The organism is Kitasatospora sp. NBC_00240 (assembly GCF_026342405.1).
Taxonomy (GTDB): Bacteria; Actinomycetota; Actinomycetes; order Streptomycetales; family Streptomycetaceae; genus Kitasatospora.
Map to the genome: position 1 here is coordinate 1,438,140 of NZ_JAPEMU010000001.1, position 16,551 is coordinate 1,454,690.

The following is a 16,551-nucleotide window of genomic DNA, read 5'->3' on the forward strand; positions in this document are numbered from 1 at the left end:
CAGGGCGGGGACTTGCCGGGCGCGGCCTCCCCCATCAGGGCGACGACCCGCCCGGACGGGAGGTGCAGGGTGACGCCGTGGAACGCCCGGACACTGCCGAAGTGCTCGGTGCCCCCTCGACGGACAGAGAGCGGTACGGGCTACGCCCACAGGGCGTGAGCTGCAGGGCGTGGGCTGCGGCATGCGTGTACCAGGTCTGCGCGTACCAGGTGTGGGCGGGCGGGCCGGTGCGGTGTGTCCGGGAGGTTCTCACCGCACCGGCCCGGTCGAGGGGCAGCGTCAGCTGCAGGTGGCGCCGGCGGCCTGCCAGCTGGTCGCGTCGACCATGGTGGTGGGCGCGAAGGCCTCGGCGGGGAAGTCCTTGCTGTTCTTGAGCTTGTCGTACATGGTCTGGACGGCCAGCGCGCCGACGTCCTTGCCGTTGATGAACAGCGCGGCCTTCATGCCCGAGGGCTTGCCCGAACCCCAGTCCTTGCAGGCCAGGTAGGCGCCCAGGCCGACACCGGCGATGTTGTCCGCGGTGACGCCGGCGTTCTCGAGCGCGGTGACGCCGCCCTGGACGTTCTCGTCGTTGCAGCCCCAGACCACCCAGTGCTTGACGCCCGCGTTCGCGGTGATCGTGGCGGCCACCTTGTCCTGGGCACCGGTCGGGGTGTTGTCGGTGGCGACGTCGATGCTCTTCACGTCCGCGCCGCCGCCCGCGGCGAAGGCGTCCTTCGCGGCCTTGACGCGGTCGCCGCAGACCGTCACGTCCTGCTTCCAGGCCGAGATGATCCGGGTGTCGGCAGCCGACCAGCCGGCCTTCTTGAACTCCTCCAGGGCCCGCTTGCCGACCTCGCCGCCCATCTGGGCACCGCTGAAGCCGATCCGGGCCACCAGGTCCGGCTTGCCGCAGGACTTGGGATCGGGGCCGGTGGTGCAGATCTGGTCGTCCGAGGTCAGCAGCGCCACCTTGGCGTCCTTCGCGATCTGGACCACCTGCGGGCCGACCGCCGGGTCCGGCACCACGATGATCAGGCCGTTGGACTTCTGCGCGACCGCCGACTGCACCTCGCTGATCGTCTTGTTGGCGTCACTTCCCAGGTTGACCACCTTCAGGTCGACCCCCAGCTCCGCGGCCTTCGCCTTCGCCCCGGCCGCCTCGCCGATGAAGTACTCCTGGTCGCCCTGCTTCTGCAGGTAGGTGATCGAGACCTTCCCGTCCACCGGCGCGGCCGGGCCGGCGGCGGCCGAGGACGACTGCTGGCCGGTGGAACAGGCGCTCAGGCCGAGGGTGACGGCCAGGCCGAGCGCGGCGGCCGAGGCGAGGCGGTTGCGGGAGGTGTGCATGGGATGCTCCAGGGACGGGGAGGGCCGACCGACTCCGACATCAGAACCAATCAGAAACCACCGTTTTCCAACGGCGTGGGGCAAGGAAAGCGTCAAGCCGACATCCGAGTCAAGCCGTTCCGGTAAGGCACCCGCTTTCGCAACCTCTCCGTTACAAGCGACGCGCCAAACCCGTATGTTGGGACCGGGCAACGGGCTACGCCATGGGTCGGGCGCAGCTGTGCGACACTCCCGCGGACGGCACGCCCGGCCGCACCAGCCCGCCTCAGGTAGCAACACGCTCGCCAGATCGACTGTTCTACATTGACGCATTGTGTTTACTTTCAGCCACACCGAACTTCTCAGCCACCGCCCCGACCCAGTACCCAATCGGCCGCAACCAGAGCCCTCCCGCTCCGTCGACACTCCGCGGCAGGGTGACGACTCCGCCTCCGGAGCGGGGGGCGACCGAGGACCCGGACCGGAATCCGGGGGGGCGAGAAGCACTGGACGGACGACCGTGGGATGGGATAGAAAGCCCGCACGGAAAATTCGTGCACACACCGCCGTCGGCCGGCTCCCTGCCGCCACCCCTGGCTCGCCGCCCCACGACGACTGCACCCCGTCCGCCGCCCGGAGCGGGCCGGCCCGTCCTCGCGCCGCCCCCACCGCACCGGCCCCCACAGCTGCCCCGATCAGCCATCGGGTCAGACGACGGGTCCTGCCGCCCCGGCCGTCCCTCCGCCGAAGGCACGCCCGAACCTCCGCACGCCGAACCAGCACCACGCCGGGGTGAACCACATGACACTGACCCTCGAAGACATCCGCGCCCAGCAGTTCACGATCGTCCGCCTCCGCGAGGGCTACGCCGTGAAGGAGGTCGACGACTTCCTCGACCACGTGGAGGCCGCACTGACCCGCCTGCGCGGCGAGAACGAAGCCCTGCGGGCCCAACTCGCCGCGGCCACCAGGGAACGCGCGCAACAGCAGAGCCGGCCGGACGTGGCACGGCCCCACCCGGCGGCGCCCCCGGCCGACCGGGCCGCAGCCCCTCCCCCACAGCTCCCGCCCCGGCCGGCCCCGGACGCCGGCAACGCCGCCCGGCTGCTGGAACTGGCCCAGCAGGTCGCCGACGGGGCGACCGAGACGGCCCGCCGGGAGGCCGAAGCGGTCGTCGGCGAGGCCCGCGGCCGGGCCGAGAGCATCGAGCGGGCCGCCCGGGCCAAGGCCGACGCCCTGGACCGGGACGCCCAGGACCGGCACCGGTCGGCGATCGGCGCGCTGGAGGCGGCCCGGTCCGCGCTGCAGGCCAGGATCGACGCCCTGCACAGCTTCGAGCAGGAGTACCGCATCCGCCTGAAGTCCTTCGTCGCACTGCAGCTGAACCAGCTGGAGACGCCCGTGGACGGCCCGCCCGCGCCCGCCGTCCGGCCGGCCACCGCCCCGCCGTCCCCGCCGTCCCCCGTACCGCCGCCCTCCCCCGTACCGCCGACGGTCCCCGTGCCGCTGAAGGTCCCCGTCCCGGCCCAGCTCCGCGGCTTCCACCTGGACGACGACCTCGACTGAGCCGCCGCCGCGCCCGGCCACCGAAGTCACGGGACCCCACCGGCCGGGCGCGGTACCGGCGCGCACGGTCCCCGGGCCGACCGGTCGTCGGCCGCTCCACACAGCTCCGGCCCGGCCCGGGGACGGACGAAAGGCCCTGCCACCATGAACACCCAGGCGAAGCATCGGCGTAACCCCACCCTGAGCCGGAAGCTGTGTGCCGCAGGCGCCGTCGTGGCCGTCACCGCCGCCGGCCTGAGCTGGGCCCTGCAGTCGCCCTCCGGCGGCCCGGCGGCGTTCGGGTCCCCGGCCGCTCCCACCGCGTCCGGCACCTTCCAGGTCCGCGGGACGGACCAGCCCCCGTCGGCCGCTCCCTCGACCTCGTCCCTTTCGGCGAGCGCGAGCGCCGGCGCGCTCTCCCCCGCGTCGACCGCCATCTGGTCGTCGCCCACCGCGACGCCGAGCGCGAGCGCCCCGGCCTCGGTGTCCGCCGCCTCGGCCGCCACGCCCCGAGCGCGGCCCTCCGCCACGTCCCCGAGCCTCCGCGCACCCGTCAGGCCGACGGCGACCCCGGCGCCGACCCCGACCCCGGCCCAAGCCCAAGCCCAAGGATCGAACGGCCCGACGCCCCCGGTGCCGGCCGCCACTCCCGAGCCTCCGTCGCCACCGACCGCCGCCGGCCCGACCGCCGCCGCCCCGACCAGCGCCCCCACATCCGAACCCGCCCGGAAGCAGACCCAGGAACAGGCCCAAGGGCCGGCCGGCACACCGCCCTCCCCCGAGCAGTCCGCCCAAAAGGCCCAAGAGGCCCAAGAGGCCCCGGCACCCGCGGCGCCTGCCGGCCCCCGAGCCGTCGCGGCGCCGCCGAGCGACAGCGCCGCCCCGACCGGAGCACGGGACCGTTCGAAGTCCGCGCCGTCCGGCACCGCACCCGCCGCCCGGACGGCGGTGCCCACCCGCGCCCCGACCGGCAGCCCCTCGCCGGGCCCGACCCCGACGCCGGGCCCGACCTCGACACCGACCCGCACCCCGGCCCTGACTCCCACCCCCGCTCCCACGACGACCACCCGACCGACCCCGTCCGGCCCGCCCGCGCCGACCACGGCCGCATCGCCGTCCCCCACACCGTCCCCGGCCCCGGCCCCGGCCCCGGCCCCGTCGCCGTCGCCGACGGCCGTCCCGTCCACGACGCCCGCCGCCACCACGGTGCCGGTCGCCTCCGCCCCCTCCTGAGACGCCCGTCAGCTCTCCGGGCGACACGGCCCCCGGCGCGGCCGCGCCGTCGAACGGGCACCCCCGGAGAGCAGCCGCACACCCTGAGCGACCGGGGCCGGGGGCCGGGAGAGCACCCTCCGGTCACGGTTTCCGGAACACCTCCGGTCGACCCTTGACAGCCCCACCGGCGACAGCGTCAACTCGCTGATCAGGGCGAAGTTCATCGAACGGTGGGCCACCCGCCCGACACCCGAACGGCAGCCATGCCGCCCTGCGACCAGCTGGAGGCCCGCCACAGCCGACCGTCGCTTCCCGCGAAGCGCGGTCCTTCCGTCCGAGAAGCGCTCCGGACAGCGACCGGAGCACACGGCGACCCAACGACGGTCCCGGAGTTTCCGAGGGACCGAGACCAGCTGCCTGAGGAGACGAGCACATGGACGACCGAGCCTTCATGGCCACCGGATCCGATCGGGAATCCCGGTCCCGCAAGGGCGACCGGCGCTCGTACGTTCTCGACACCAGCGTGCTCCTGGCAGACCCTCTCGCCATGACGCGCTTCGAGGAGCACGAAGTCGTCCTGCCGGTGGTGGTGGTCACCGAGCTGGAGGCCAAGCGCCACCACCCCGAGCTGGGCTACTTCGCCCGCCAGGCACTGCGCCTGCTCGACGACTACCGGATCCGGCACGGCCGCCTCGACGAGCCGATCCCGGTAGGCGAACTCGGCGGCACCATCCGGGTGGAACTCAACCACTCCGACACGTCGATACTGCCCGCCGGCTACCGCATCGGCGGCGGCGAGGCGGACACCCGCATCCTCGCCGTCGCCCGCAACCTCCAGGCCGAGGGCTACGACGTCACCGTCGTCTCCAAAGACCTCCCGCTGCGCATCAAAGCCAGCTCGGTCGGCCTGCTCGCCGAGGAGTACCGCGCCGAACTCGCCTCCACCTCCGGCTGGACCGGCATGTCCGAACTCCACGTCTCCGGCGACCAGGTCGACGCCCTCTTCGGCGCCGGCCACGACCACACCGTCGAGGTCGACGGCGTCGACGAGCTCCCCGTCCACACCGGACTCGTCCTCACCTCCGAGCGCGGCAAGGCCCTGGGCCGCGTCGCCGGCGACGGCCGCGTCCGCCTCGTGCGCGGCGACCGCGAAGCCTTCGGCCTGCGCGGACGCAGCGCCGAACAACGCGTCGCCCTCGACCTGCTCCTCGACCCCGACGTCGGCATCGTCTCCATGGGCGGACGCGCCGGCACCGGCAAATCCGCCCTCGCCCTGTGCGCCGGACTCGAAGCCGTCCTGGAACGCCAGCAGCACCGCAAGGTGATGGTCTTCCGACCGCTCTACGCCGTCGGCGGCCAGGAACTCGGCTACCTCCCCGGCTCCGAGTCCGAGAAGATGAGCCCCTGGGCCCAGGCCGTCTTCGACACCCTCTCCGCCGTCACCACCCCCGACGTCATCGAGGAAGTCATCTCCCGCGGCATGCTGGAGGTCCTCCCCCTCACCCACATCCGCGGCCGCTCCCTGCACGACGCCTTCGTGATCGTCGACGAGGCCCAGTCGCTGGAACGCAACGTGCTGCTCACGGTCCTCTCCCGGATCGGCCAGGGCTCCCGCGTCGTCCTCACCCACGACGTCGCCCAGCGCGACAACCTCAGAGTCGGCCGCCACGACGGCGTCGTCGCCGTCGTCGAGAAGCTGAAGGGCCACCCGCTGTTCGCCCACATCACCCTCACCCGCTCCGAACGCTCCCCGATCGCCGCCCTGGTCACCGAGATGCTGGAGGACATCCAGCACCCCTGAGCGCCACCCGTTCCGCGCGGAGCCGCAGCCCTGAGGCTGCGGCTCCGTCGTCGTGCCGGGGCGGCTCCGGGCGGTGGCCCGTGGTGCGGCACGGTCGCCGGGTGTCCTCGTTCCCCCACCCGGGTGGCACCTGATGGCCCAGCGCCCACCGCCCGGCCGCCGGCGCCACCGGGCGGTGCGTGCGCCGGGATCCGATGCCGCGTCACCCGTACAGCTCGTCAGAGTCGTCACCGCGGGCCGTTGCCGCTGACGATCTCTCCAAGAGCTGGACGCTACCCGGAACGAGGACCGACGCGATGACCCGACCGCTTCACCACCGACGGAACACGACCGCCCACCGAGGCCTGGTCGTGGCTGCGATAGCCATGGCCGGACTGCTCCCGATGGCCGCCACACCGGCGAACGCGGCCGTGCCCGACCTGGTCGGCACGCACGGGCACGAACACCACCACGGCCACGGCCACGGACACGCCCACGGACACCGGCACGGCGAGGCCCGGCACGAGAGCCACCGGGGCGACCACCGCCGGGGCGACCACCGCCGGGGCGAGAACGTCAGCTCCGAGGAGGTGAGCGCCCCGGACACCGCTACCGATGAGGACTGCACGTCGGGCGCACTGAGCCCGGAACTGGTCGCCAAGCTGGACGCGGCCATCCAGCAGACGATGAGCCAGACGGGTGTCCCCGGGGTGAGCGTCGGGATCTGGCTGCCCGGCCAGGGCCGCTACGTCAAGTCCTTCGGTGTCGCCGACAAGAAGACCGGCGCCCCGATGACCGAGGACCTCTACGTCCGGATCGGCAGCGAGACCAAGACCTTCACCGCCACCGCGCTGCTGGAGCTGGTCGACGAGGGCCTGGTCGGGCTGGACGACCCCATCTCGTGGTACGTGAGCGGCGTCCCGAACGGTGACAACATCACCATCCGCAACCTGGCCGAGATGCGCAGCGGCCTGTTCCCCTACTCCGCGGACCCGGACTTCATCACGGCGCTGGAGTCGGACCCGACCAAGCCCTTCACCCCCGAGCAGCTGCTCGCCTACGGGTACAAGCACCCCAACCTCAGCGGGCCGGGGACGCAGTTCGTCTACAACAACAGCAACTACATCCTGCTCGGCCTGGTGGTCGAGAAGGTGAGCGGCACCCCGCTCGCCGAGTTCATCCACGACCGGGTGACGGGGCCGAGCGGCCTGGAGCACACGCTCTTCCCCAAGGGGGCCGAGTTCCCGTCGCCGCACGCGCACGGCTACACCGACCAGACCCCGACCGGCGCGGTCGTGGACGCCACGGACTGGAACCCGAGCTGGGGCTGGGCCGCCGGGGCGATGATCTCCACCCTGGACGACCTCAAGCGCTGGGCCAAGATCGTCGCGACCGGCGAGCTGCTCTCCCCCGAGACGCAGGCGCAGCGCACCAAGTTCCTGCCCACCCCACTTGCCGGCGCGGGCTACGGGCTCGGCCTCTTCGACATCCAGGGGTGGATCGGCCACAACGGCTCGCTGCCCGGCTACGAGAGCCTCACCCTCTACATGCCGGAGACCGGAGCGACCCTCGTGGTCGTCCTCAACACCGACATCCTCACCCAGGGCAGTGAGCCGAGCACCCTCTTCGGCAAGGCCCTGACCAGCCTGGTGACGCCGGACAACGTCTTCTTCATCCCCGCCGTGAAGTAGCCCTCCCCCCGCGCTGTGCGGACGCCGTGGCCGACGACCGGCCGCCCGCGCACATCCCCGCGGTGGCGCGGAGCGCCCCGGGCCCCGGCCCGGGGCGCTCCGCCGTGCGGGGGATGTCACTGCTGGTAGAAGGTGGCGTCGGCCTTGTCGAGGGCGGTGCTCAGGGCCTGGGTCCGGAGCAGGTAGTCGTAGTGCCGGACGTACTGGCCGGCGGCGGCGTAGGACTCGTAGGAGACGCCGGCCGCGTCGGCCAGTCCGGCGCGCTGGTAGAAGCTCGCGCTGTTGGCGAAGGCCGCGGTGCCGTCGTTCTTGTCGACCCAGACCTCGCCGCCCGCGCGGGTGCGCAGGTAGTAGCCGGGGAAGTTGGCGGACTCCAGCGAGACGGTGCCGCTGCCGGCGAGGCCGGTGACGGTCCGGAACTGGGAGTCGGCGAGGTTGGTGACGTTCGACTCCAGCTTCGCCCGGTAGTCGAAGTGCCGGATGTAGAGGCCGGGGAAGTTGTAGGAGGACAGCCGCACGGGTGTGGCGCCGTCGGCGACCGGGATGCCGAAGTTGGGGGTGCCGTCGGCGTTCCAGTACAGCTTCTGCACCCGGGTACGCCGGTTCGGGTCGTTCAACGGGTCGCCGGTGATGTCCTTGTAGGAGCGGTCGTGGTAGACGAGGATGTCGCTCCTACCGTCCTCGGAGACGGTGAACTGGTTGTGGCCGGGCCCGTACTGGCCGGTGGCGGCGTTGCTGGTGAAGACCGGGGTGGGGCTCTTCGTCCAGGACGCGGGGTTGAGCAGGTCGGCGGTCGCGGAGGCGCTGAGCAGGCCCAGGCAGTAGTTGGAGTCCGTCGCGGAGGCGGAGTAGGAGAGGAACACCCTGCCGTCGTGCTGAATCACGGCCGGGCCCTCGTTGACCTTGTAGCCGACCGTCTCCCAGCTCAGCGTGGGCACGGTGAGCCTGACCGGGGTGCCGGAGATCGTCCACGGATTCGCCAGCTTGGCGATGTAGACGTTGGAGTTGGTGGCGATCGCCGGGTCCTGCTGCGCCCAACTGAGGTAGCGGACGCCGCCCACGGTGAAGGTGGTCGCGTCGAGGGTGAAGCTGTCCATCGGGGTGGCGATCTGCCCCTTCTCCGTCCAGGCGGCGGTCAGGGGGTTGGCGCCGGTGCCCTCCAGGACGTAACTGCGGATCCGCCACTGGTCGGTGGAGGACCCTGCGGCGAAGTAGACGTACCACTTGCCGTCGATGAAGTGGATCTCCGGGGCCCAGATGTGATTGGCCATCGGGCCGGTGGCGTGGTGCGTCCAGACGACCGTCTCGGGGGCGGTGGCGAGGCCCTGGATGGTGGTGGTGCGGCGCAGCACGATGCGGTCGTACTCGGGGACGGTGGCGGTGAAGTAGTAGTAGCCGTCGGTGTGCTTGTAGATCTGGGCGTCGGCGCGCTGGGCGGCGATCGTGTTGGTGTAGACGGCTGCGGGCGAGGCCGGGACGGCCGCCAGCGCGGGCGGGGGCAGCAGCAGGGCCGCCAGCACCGCGGTCGCGGCTGCGGCGGAGGTTCGGGACAGGATGCGCGGTGCGGGCATGGGGGGCTCCTCGGAGGGTCCGCGGTGTCGGGGCCACGGGGCGGGTTCGGCGGGTGGGGCGGCCGGCCAGGGGCGTACGGGCGGGTGGTCGGGCGCAGTGGCGCCGGGTGCCGTGACGAGGTGGGGTGGGGCGGCCGGGACCGGTCGGGGCACGTCGCACGGTCCCGGCCGGTGGGCCGGAGGCTCCCCTCCTGGGGCCTCCGGCCCGCTTCGGGGCCGGCTGGACAGGGGTACGGCCGGGCAGGGCGGCCGGACAGGGGTACGGCCGGGCAGGGCGGCCGGACAGGGGTACGGCCGGGCAGGGGTGGGGTACGGCCGGGCAGGGCGGTCAGTTCGCGGTGATCTGCCACTGCTGGCAGGCGTTGTTCAGCCAGGTCCACTGCCGGACGTCGGTGCCGTCCGCGGAGCCGCAGTTGGCGACGTCGGCGACCTTGCCGCTGCCGGCGCCGGCGATCCGCACCCAGCCGCCGGTGTCGCTGGTGATCAGGCGGAACCGCTGGCAGGTGTTGTTCAGCCAGGACCACTGCCGCAGGTCGGCGCCGTCCGCGGCCGAGCAGTTGGCGACGTCCAGCACCTTGCCGCTCGCGACGTTCACCAGGCGGCTGGTGTCGTCCGCCTGGTCCTCGACGCGCCACCTCTGCGCACCTGCGCCGTTGCAGGTCCAGAGCCGGACGTCCGCCCCGTCCGCGGCCGAACCGTCCGCCAGGTCGAGGCACTTGCCGGTGGCCCGGTTGGTGAAGGTGTACGAGACCGGGGTGGCGGCGCTCTCGCCGGCCGGGCCCGCGAGGGAGGTGCCGGTGCCGACGGGGGTGCCGAAGTTCGGGGTGCCGTCGGCGTTCCAGCCGAACTTCTGCGCCCGGGTGGTGCGGCCGTTGCCGCAGCCGCCGGTCGCCGAGTCGTTGGCGTGGTAGACGATCCAGTTCTCGGTGCCGTCCGGGGAGGTGAAGAAGCCGTTGTGGCCCGGCGCGTAGACGCCGGCGGCGTCGTTGCGCTGGAAGACCGGGGTCGGCTTCTTCGTCCAGGACGAGGCCGACAGCGGGTCGGTGCCGGTGAGTTCGAGCAGGCCGAGCTTGTAGTCCGGGGTGCCGCAGAAGCTGGCGGAGAAGGTCAGGAAGGTCCGGCCGTCGTGGTAGAGCGGTTCGGGGCCCTCGTTGACCCCGAGTCCGACCGTCTCCCAGGCCAGGGTGGGCGAGGAGAACACGGTGAAGGCGCCACTGACCGTGTAGGGGTTGGACATCGGCGCGATCACCAGGCTCTGCGGGCTGCCGTTGACGGAGCCGCTGCCGACCACGTAGAGCGAGCTGCCGACGGTGAGCACGCTGGCGTCGATCAGCCAGCCGCCGGGGTTCAACTGCGGCCCGGTAAGCGTGTTCCGGTAGACGTACGGGCCGGTCGGGTCGGTGCCGACGCTCTCCAGCACGTGGGTGCGCTGCGAGTCGCAGCAGCTCGCACCCACCGCGCCGGCCGAGTAGTAGAGGTACCAGTGGCCGTTGAAGAAGTGGATCTCCGGCGCCCAGATGTTGGTGCCGCGCGAGGGGGTGGAGTCCTGCCAGACCTGGACGCTGGGGGCGGCGGCGAGCCCGGCCAGGGTCGGCGACTTGCGCATGGTCAGCGTGTCCGAGAACGAGGTGCTGATCAGGTAGTAGTTCCCGTTCCAGTACTCCAGCCAGGGGTCCGCGCCCTTCTGGGACTTGACCGGGTTGGTGTAGGTGCGGCCGGCGGCCGCGTCGGCCGTGCCGGGCTGGGCGATCAGCGCGCAGAGCAGGGCGAGCAGCGCGATCGCCGCGGCGATCCAGGTGCGCGGGTGGGGGCGGGTCACAGGTGTGCCTTTCGGGCTCTCGGGCGCCGCCCGCGCATGGGGGTGCGGCGCTCCGCTGGGACGCGACGGGGTGTGGTCCGGCGCGGCGGTCGCCTCCGCGCGGGCGCCGGTGGCTGCCCTGCCGGGAGGCGGGAGAGGACGCGAGCCGGACGTGCCCGATCCGGGATTCGCGCCAGGGGCAGCCGTCGGGCTGCCGGTCGGTACGGGACCGCACTCCCGGGTTCATCGCCCGGGCGGCGGCTCTCCACGATTGTTAACGCTCACACTTTGTCGGTCAAGAGAGCGGACCGAAATCCCCCACGGCGAAGCGGTAGACCGTGGTGGAGCGGTAGTGCTCCCCCGGGCGCAGGACGGTGGAGGGGTAATCGGGGCGGTTCGGGGAGTCGGGGAAGTGCTGGGTCTCCAGGGCGACCCCGGCGAAGGCCGGGTAGCGCCGCCCGGACGGGCCGCGCAGCGAGCCGTCGAAGAGATTGCCGGTGTAGACCTGGAGGCCGGGCTCGGTGGTGAGGCACTCCAGCCGGCGGCCGCTCGCCGGGTGCCACAGGGTCGCCACCCGGCGGAGAGCGCCGTCTGCGGGCTCGCGCAGCACCCAGTTGTGGTCGAACCCACCTCCTGCCAAGACCAGTTGGGGATCGGCGGCGGCCAGGATCCGCCCGAGCGTACGAGGCCGGGTGAGGTCGAAGGGGGTTCCCTCGACGGGTGCGGGCGGCCCCAGCGGTACGATTCCGGCGTCCACCGGCAGGTAGTGGTCGGCCTCCACCTGCAGCGCATGGTCCAGGACGGTGCCGTCGCCCTCGCCGGCCAGGTTGAGGTAGGCGTGGTTGGTGAGGTTGACGACGGTCGGCGCGTCGGTGACGGCGGCGTACTCGACGGTGAGAGCGCCGTGGGCGTCGAGGAGGTAGGTCACCTGCGCGGTGAGGGCGCCGGGGAATCCCTGGTCGCCCGCCGGGCTGTGCAGGGTGAGCCGCACCCCGGAGCCGGCCGGGCCGTGGGCCTCGGCGGCCTCCCAGAGCCGGGTCGCGAAGCCGTCCGGGCCGCCGTGCAGGGTGTGGCCGCCGTGACCGCCGGACTGGTCCGGCAGGCTGTGCAGGACTCCGTCCAACGGAAGCCGGCCGTGCGCGATCCGGTTGGCGTACCGGCCGATCGTCGCCCCGAAGTAGGCCGCCCCGCCGAGAAGTTCAGCCATGGTCGGGCCGGCCAGCAGCACGTTGGCGCGCCGCCCGTGGCGGTCCGGCGCGTGCAGGGCCTGCAGCCGGGCCCCGAGGGTGAGCACCTCGGCGGTCACCGCCCCGCCCGCGCCGAGCGTCCAGCGCTCCACGGTCCGTCCGTCGGGGAGGGTGGCCCAGTGCTCGCGGCGAATGGCGGGGATGGTCATGGGGTGGTCGTCCGTCCTCTGTGCGCGGGAGGGGAGGGGCGTACCCGCGCGCGGGGCGCGGGGGCCCGAAAGGCTGCTGGGGCCGGCCCCGGAATCCGAGGGCGGCCCCAGCACGAAGGCGATCGCTCAGAAGCCCTGGGCGAGGCGGTGGTAGGCCTGGTTCCAGCGCAGCTCGCGGGTGAACTGCCGCATGGTGGTGCCGGCGTCGATCACCACCAGCTCGGTGCCGATCATCTCGGCGAGGTCGTCCAGCTCCTCGGTGCCGATCGCGCTGGAGAGCACGGTGTGGTGCGGGCCGCCGGCCGTGAGCCAGGCCTCGGTGGAGGTCCGCAGGTCGGGGCGGGGCTGCCAGACCGCCCGGGCGACGGGGAGGTTGGGCAGCGGCTCGTTCGGCTCGACGACGTCTATCTCGTTGGCGACGAGGCGGAACCGGTCGCCCATGTCGGCCATCCCGACCACCACGGCCGGGCCGGTGGCGGCGTCGAAGACCAGGCGGACCGGGTCCTCGCGGCCGCCGATGCCGAGCGGGTGGATCTCGCAGGACGGGGTGGTGGAGGCGATCGAGGGGCAGACCTCCAGCATGTGCGCGCCGAGGATCAACTCCCGCCCGGGCTCCAGGTGGTAGGTGTAGTCCTCCATGAAGGAGGTGCCGCCGGGCAGGCCCTGCGCCACGGTCTTGAGGGTGCGCAGCAGGACGGAGGTCTTCCAGTCGCCCTCGCCGCCGAAGCCGTAGCCGTCGGCCATCAGGCGCTGGACGGCCAGGCCGGGCAGCTGGCGCAGGCCGCCGAGGTCCTCGAAGTTGGTGGTGAAGGCGCCGAAGCCGCCCTCGGCGAGGAAGCCGCGCAGGCCGAGTTCGATCCGGGCGGCGTAGCGCAGGGAGTCGTGGCGCTCGCCGCCGGCGCGCAGCTGAGGGGCGAGGCGGTAGCTGTCCTCGTACTCCTTGACGAGTTCGGTGACATCGGCGTCGGTGCTCGCGTCGACGGCCGCGACCAGGTCGTTGACGCCGTAGGTGTTGACGGAGACGCCGAGGCGCAGCTGGGCCTCGACCTTGTCGCCCTCGGTGACCGCGACGTCGCGCATGTTGTCGCCGAAGCGGGCGAGCTTGAGGGTGGCCAGTTCGGCGCGGCCGGCAGCGGCGCGGGCCCAGGCGGCGATCCGGCGGGCGGTGGCGGGGTCGGAGGCGTGGCCGGCGACGGTCTTGCGGGCGACGCCGAGGCGGGACTGGATGTAGCCGAACTCGCGGTCGCCGTGGGCGGCCTGGTTCAGGTTCATGAAGTCCATGTCGATGGTGGACCAGGGCAGGTGGACGTTGGCCTGGGTGTGCAGGTGGAGCAGGGGCTTGCGCAGGGCGTCGAGTCCGGCGATCCACATCTTGGCCGGGGAGAAGGTGTGCATCCAGGCGATCAGGCCGACGCAGGTGTCGTCGGCGTTGGCGTCCAGACAGGTGCGGCGGATCGCGGCGGCGTCGGTGAGGACAGGCTTCCAGACGATCCGGACGGGCATGCCGGCGGCGGCGACGGTGTCGGCGACCTCACGGGACTGCTCGGCGACCTGGCGCAGGGTGTCCTCGCCGTAGAGGCCCTGGCTGCCGGTCAGGAACCAGATCTCGCGGGCTTCGGTGCTGTGCGTCATGGGGTGGTTCTCCTTCACCGGGCCGCGGGCTGCTGGCCGTAGACGTGCTGGTAGCGGTGGTTGAGGGCGTCGATGTCGGCCTGCGCGATGGGCAGGGGTTCACCGAGTTGGCGGGAGATGTGGACGGTCCGGGCGACGTCCTCGCACATCACGGCGGCCTTGACGGCGGCCTTGGCGTCCTTGCCGACGGTGAAGACGCCGTGGCTCTTCATCAGGACGGCGGGCGAGCGGTGGTCGCGCAGGGTGTCGACGATGCCGCGGCCGATGGAGTCGTCGCCGATCAGGGCGAACGGGCCGATCGGGATCTCGGCGCCGAACTCGTCGGCCATCGCGGTGAGTACGCAGGGCACGGCCTCGCCGCGGGCGGCCCAGGCGCAGGCGTACGTCGAGTGGGTGTGCACCACTCCCCCGACCTCGGGAAGGTGCCGGTAGACGTAGGCGTGGGCGGCGGTGTCGGAGGACGGGCTGTGCGCGCCGTCCACCACCTTGCCGTCCAGGTCGCAGACGATCATGGCTTCGGGGGTGAGTTCGTCGTAGGAGACGCCGCTGGGCTTGATGACCATCAGGTCCTCGCCGGGGACCCGGGCGGAGACGTTGCCGGCCGTCCAGACGACCAGCTGGTAGCGGACGAGCTCCTGGTGCAGGTCACTGACCTGCCGGCGGATCAGGTCGATGGGGTCGGTCATGCGGGTCGGACCTCGCTGTTCCGGTCGGTGGCGGCGGCGCCGGTCTCGGCCTGGCCGAGGGCGGTGTTGCGGATGGCGCGTAGGCGGTGCAGCTGCTTGTCGGGGCCGGTGCCGAAGTGCTCGTGCAGCAGGCGGTACTCGGCAAAGAGCGCGTCGTAGGCGTCCGCGCGGGCCGGGTCGGGCAGGTAGGCGCCCGGCCGGACCCGGCCCATCGCGGCGGCGGCGGCACGGACGCCCGGATGGGCGCCGGCGGCGACCGCGGCGTGGATCGCGGAGCCCAGCGCCGGCCCCTGCTCGGACTCGGCGAGCGAGACCGGCCGGCGCAGCACGTCCGCGTAGATCTGCATCAGCAGGGCGTTCTTCTTGAGGCCGCCGGTGACGACGAACTCGGTGATGGGGACGCCGGCGCCTTCGAAGGCCTCGACGATGGTGCGGGTGCCGTAGGCGGTGGCCTCCAGCAGCGCCCGGTAGATCTCCTCGGGGCGGGTGGCGAGGGTGAGGCCGACGATGACGCCGCTCAGGTGGTGGTCGACCAGGGTGGAGCGGTTGCCGTTCATCCAGTCGAGGGCGATCAGGCCGTGGCCGCCGACCGGCTGGCCGGCGGCCTTGCGGGTGAGCAGCTGATGCAGGTCCTCACCGGTGCTCGAGGCCTCGTCGCGGTAGTCGGCGGGGACGCCCTGGCGCAGCCACCAGGCGAAGATGTCGCCCACCGCGCTCTGGCCGGCCTCGTAGCCGTAGGCGCCCTCCACGATGCCGCCGTCGACGACGCCGCAGATGCCGGGGACGTCGGCGAGGGCGGCGCCGTTCAGGACGTGGCAGGTGGAGGTGCCCATGATGGCGAGCAGTTGCCCGTTGTCGACTGCGCGGGCGGCGGGGGCGGCGACGTGGGCGTCGACGTTGCCGACGGCGACGGCGATGCCCTCGGGCAGGCCGGTCCAGGCGGCGGCCTGGGCGGTGAGGGAGCCGGCGCGGGCGCCCAGCGGGGAGAGCGGGTGCTCCAGCCGGGTGCGGGCGAAGTCGGCGAAGCCCGGGTTCAGCGCCGCGAGGAAGTCCTCGCTCGGGTACTGGCCGTCCTGGTGGATGCCCTTGTAGCCGGCGGTGCAGGTGTTGCGGGTCTCGGCGCCGGTGAGCTGCCAGACGATCCAGTCGGCGGCCTCGATCCAGCGCTCGCAGGCGGCGTAGACGGCCGGGGCCTCCTCCAGCACCTGGAGGGCCTTGGCGTACTGCCACTCGGCGGAGATCTTCCCGCCGTAGCGGGAGATCCACTTCTCGCCGCGGGCGTGCGCCAGGGCGTTGATCCGGTCGGCCTGGGCCTGCGCGGAGTGGTGCTTCCACAGCTTGGGCCAGGCGTGCGGGTCGGCCGCCCAGGCGGGGGTCTCGGCGAGCGGGGTGCCGTCGGCCCGGACGGGCAGGACGGTGCAGGCGGTGAAGTCGGTGCCGATGCCGATCACCGCGGCGGGGTCGACGCCGGCCGCGGCGAGCGCGGCGGGGACGGCGGTGCGCAGCACCTCGCGCCAGTCCTCGGGGTGCTGCAGCGCCCAGTCGGGCGGCAACGGCCGGCCCGTCCCGGGGAGCCGCTCCTCGATGACGGCGTGCGGGTAGGGGTGGACGGCGCTGGCGATCTCCTCGCCGTCCCGCACGCGCACCACCACGGCGCGGCCGGAGAGCGTACCGAAGTCGACGCCGACGACGTAGGTCTCCGTGTCGGGGGCGGGGGAAGTCTCGGTCACTGTCTCGTCCTTACTGGCGGGTGCGTGGTGCCTGCCGCGGGTGCGGGCGGCGGGCGGTCACGCTGCGGGGGTGTCGGTTGTCGGGGCCGGTGTCCGTGGTGGGCCCGGTTTCGGTTGTCGGCTTGGGTATCGGTTGTCGGGGCCGGTCTCTGTTGTCGGGGCCGGTCTCTGTTGTCGGGGCCGGTCTCTGTTGTCGGGG

Annotated in this window: 11 protein-coding genes; 3 read left to right on the plus strand and 8 right to left on the minus strand. The window is 72.9% G+C overall.

Annotated features, from left to right (window positions below; translation table 11 throughout):
• Positions 1–279: 279 nt before the first annotated feature.
• Positions 280–1,329, minus strand: coding sequence for a substrate-binding domain-containing protein (locus OG689_RS05985; RefSeq protein ID WP_266318389.1), 1,050 nt, complete (start codon positions 1,327–1,329; stop codon positions 280–282).
• 780 nt (positions 1,330–2,109) lie between these two features.
• Here OG689_RS05985 and OG689_RS05990 point away from each other — a divergent pair.
• Entirely contained in the window at positions 2,110–2,874 is a 765-nt protein-coding gene (locus OG689_RS05990; protein ID WP_266318390.1) for a DivIVA domain-containing protein, read from the plus strand.
• A 26-nt stretch (positions 2,875–2,900) separates the two neighbouring features.
• On the opposite strand, the gene OG689_RS05995 is transcribed toward OG689_RS05990, so the two are convergent.
• Complete coding sequence (locus OG689_RS05995) at positions 2,901–3,383, minus strand: hypothetical protein (protein WP_266318392.1); 483 nt, start codon at positions 3,381–3,383, stop codon at positions 2,901–2,903.
• A gap of 1,118 nt (positions 3,384–4,501) precedes the next feature.
• Between OG689_RS05995 and OG689_RS06000 the strand changes: the two genes are divergently transcribed.
• The gene (locus OG689_RS06000; protein WP_266318394.1) at positions 4,502–5,869 is read left to right on the plus strand and encodes a PhoH family protein; all 1,368 of its coding nucleotides are present in this window, start codon (positions 4,502–4,504) and stop codon (positions 5,867–5,869) included.
• 296 nt (positions 5,870–6,165) lie between these two features.
• A complete protein-coding gene (locus OG689_RS06005; RefSeq protein ID WP_266318396.1) occupies positions 6,166–7,539 on the plus strand; it encodes a serine hydrolase domain-containing protein in 1,374 nt (457 codons plus the stop codon).
• Positions 7,540–7,655: 116 nt separating this feature from the next.
• On the opposite strand, the gene OG689_RS06010 is transcribed toward OG689_RS06005, so the two are convergent.
• The 6 genes from OG689_RS06010 to OG689_RS06035 all read right to left on the minus strand — a co-directional run bounded on the left by OG689_RS06010 (position 7,656) and on the right by OG689_RS06035 (position 16,352).
• Entirely contained in the window at positions 7,656–9,110 is a 1,455-nt protein-coding gene (locus OG689_RS06010; RefSeq protein ID WP_266318398.1) for a family 43 glycosylhydrolase, read from the minus strand.
• A gap of 328 nt (positions 9,111–9,438) precedes the next feature.
• Positions 9,439–10,929, minus strand: coding sequence for a family 43 glycosylhydrolase (locus tag OG689_RS06015; protein WP_323189253.1), 1,491 nt, complete (start codon positions 10,927–10,929; stop codon positions 9,439–9,441).
• A gap of 274 nt (positions 10,930–11,203) precedes the next feature.
• Positions 11,204–12,304 carry an aldose epimerase family protein gene (locus OG689_RS06020; protein WP_266318399.1) on the minus strand — a complete coding sequence of 367 codons (1,101 nt, stop codon included), beginning with the start codon at positions 12,302–12,304 and terminating at the stop codon, positions 11,204–11,206.
• 126 nt (positions 12,305–12,430) lie between these two features.
• Entirely contained in the window at positions 12,431–13,936 is a 1,506-nt protein-coding gene (gene araA / locus OG689_RS06025; protein WP_266318400.1) for an L-arabinose isomerase, read from the minus strand.
• Positions 13,937–13,950: 14 nt separating this feature from the next.
• Positions 13,951–14,622, minus strand: coding sequence for an L-ribulose-5-phosphate 4-epimerase (locus OG689_RS06030; RefSeq protein ID WP_266318401.1), 672 nt, complete (start codon positions 14,620–14,622; stop codon positions 13,951–13,953).
• Positions 14,619–16,352, minus strand: a complete 1,734-nt coding sequence (locus OG689_RS06035; protein WP_266318403.1) for a ribulokinase — start codon at positions 16,350–16,352, stop codon at positions 14,619–14,621. The genes OG689_RS06030 and OG689_RS06035 overlap by 4 nt, the downstream gene beginning before the upstream one ends.
• Between the last annotated feature and the right edge of the window lie 199 nt (positions 16,353–16,551).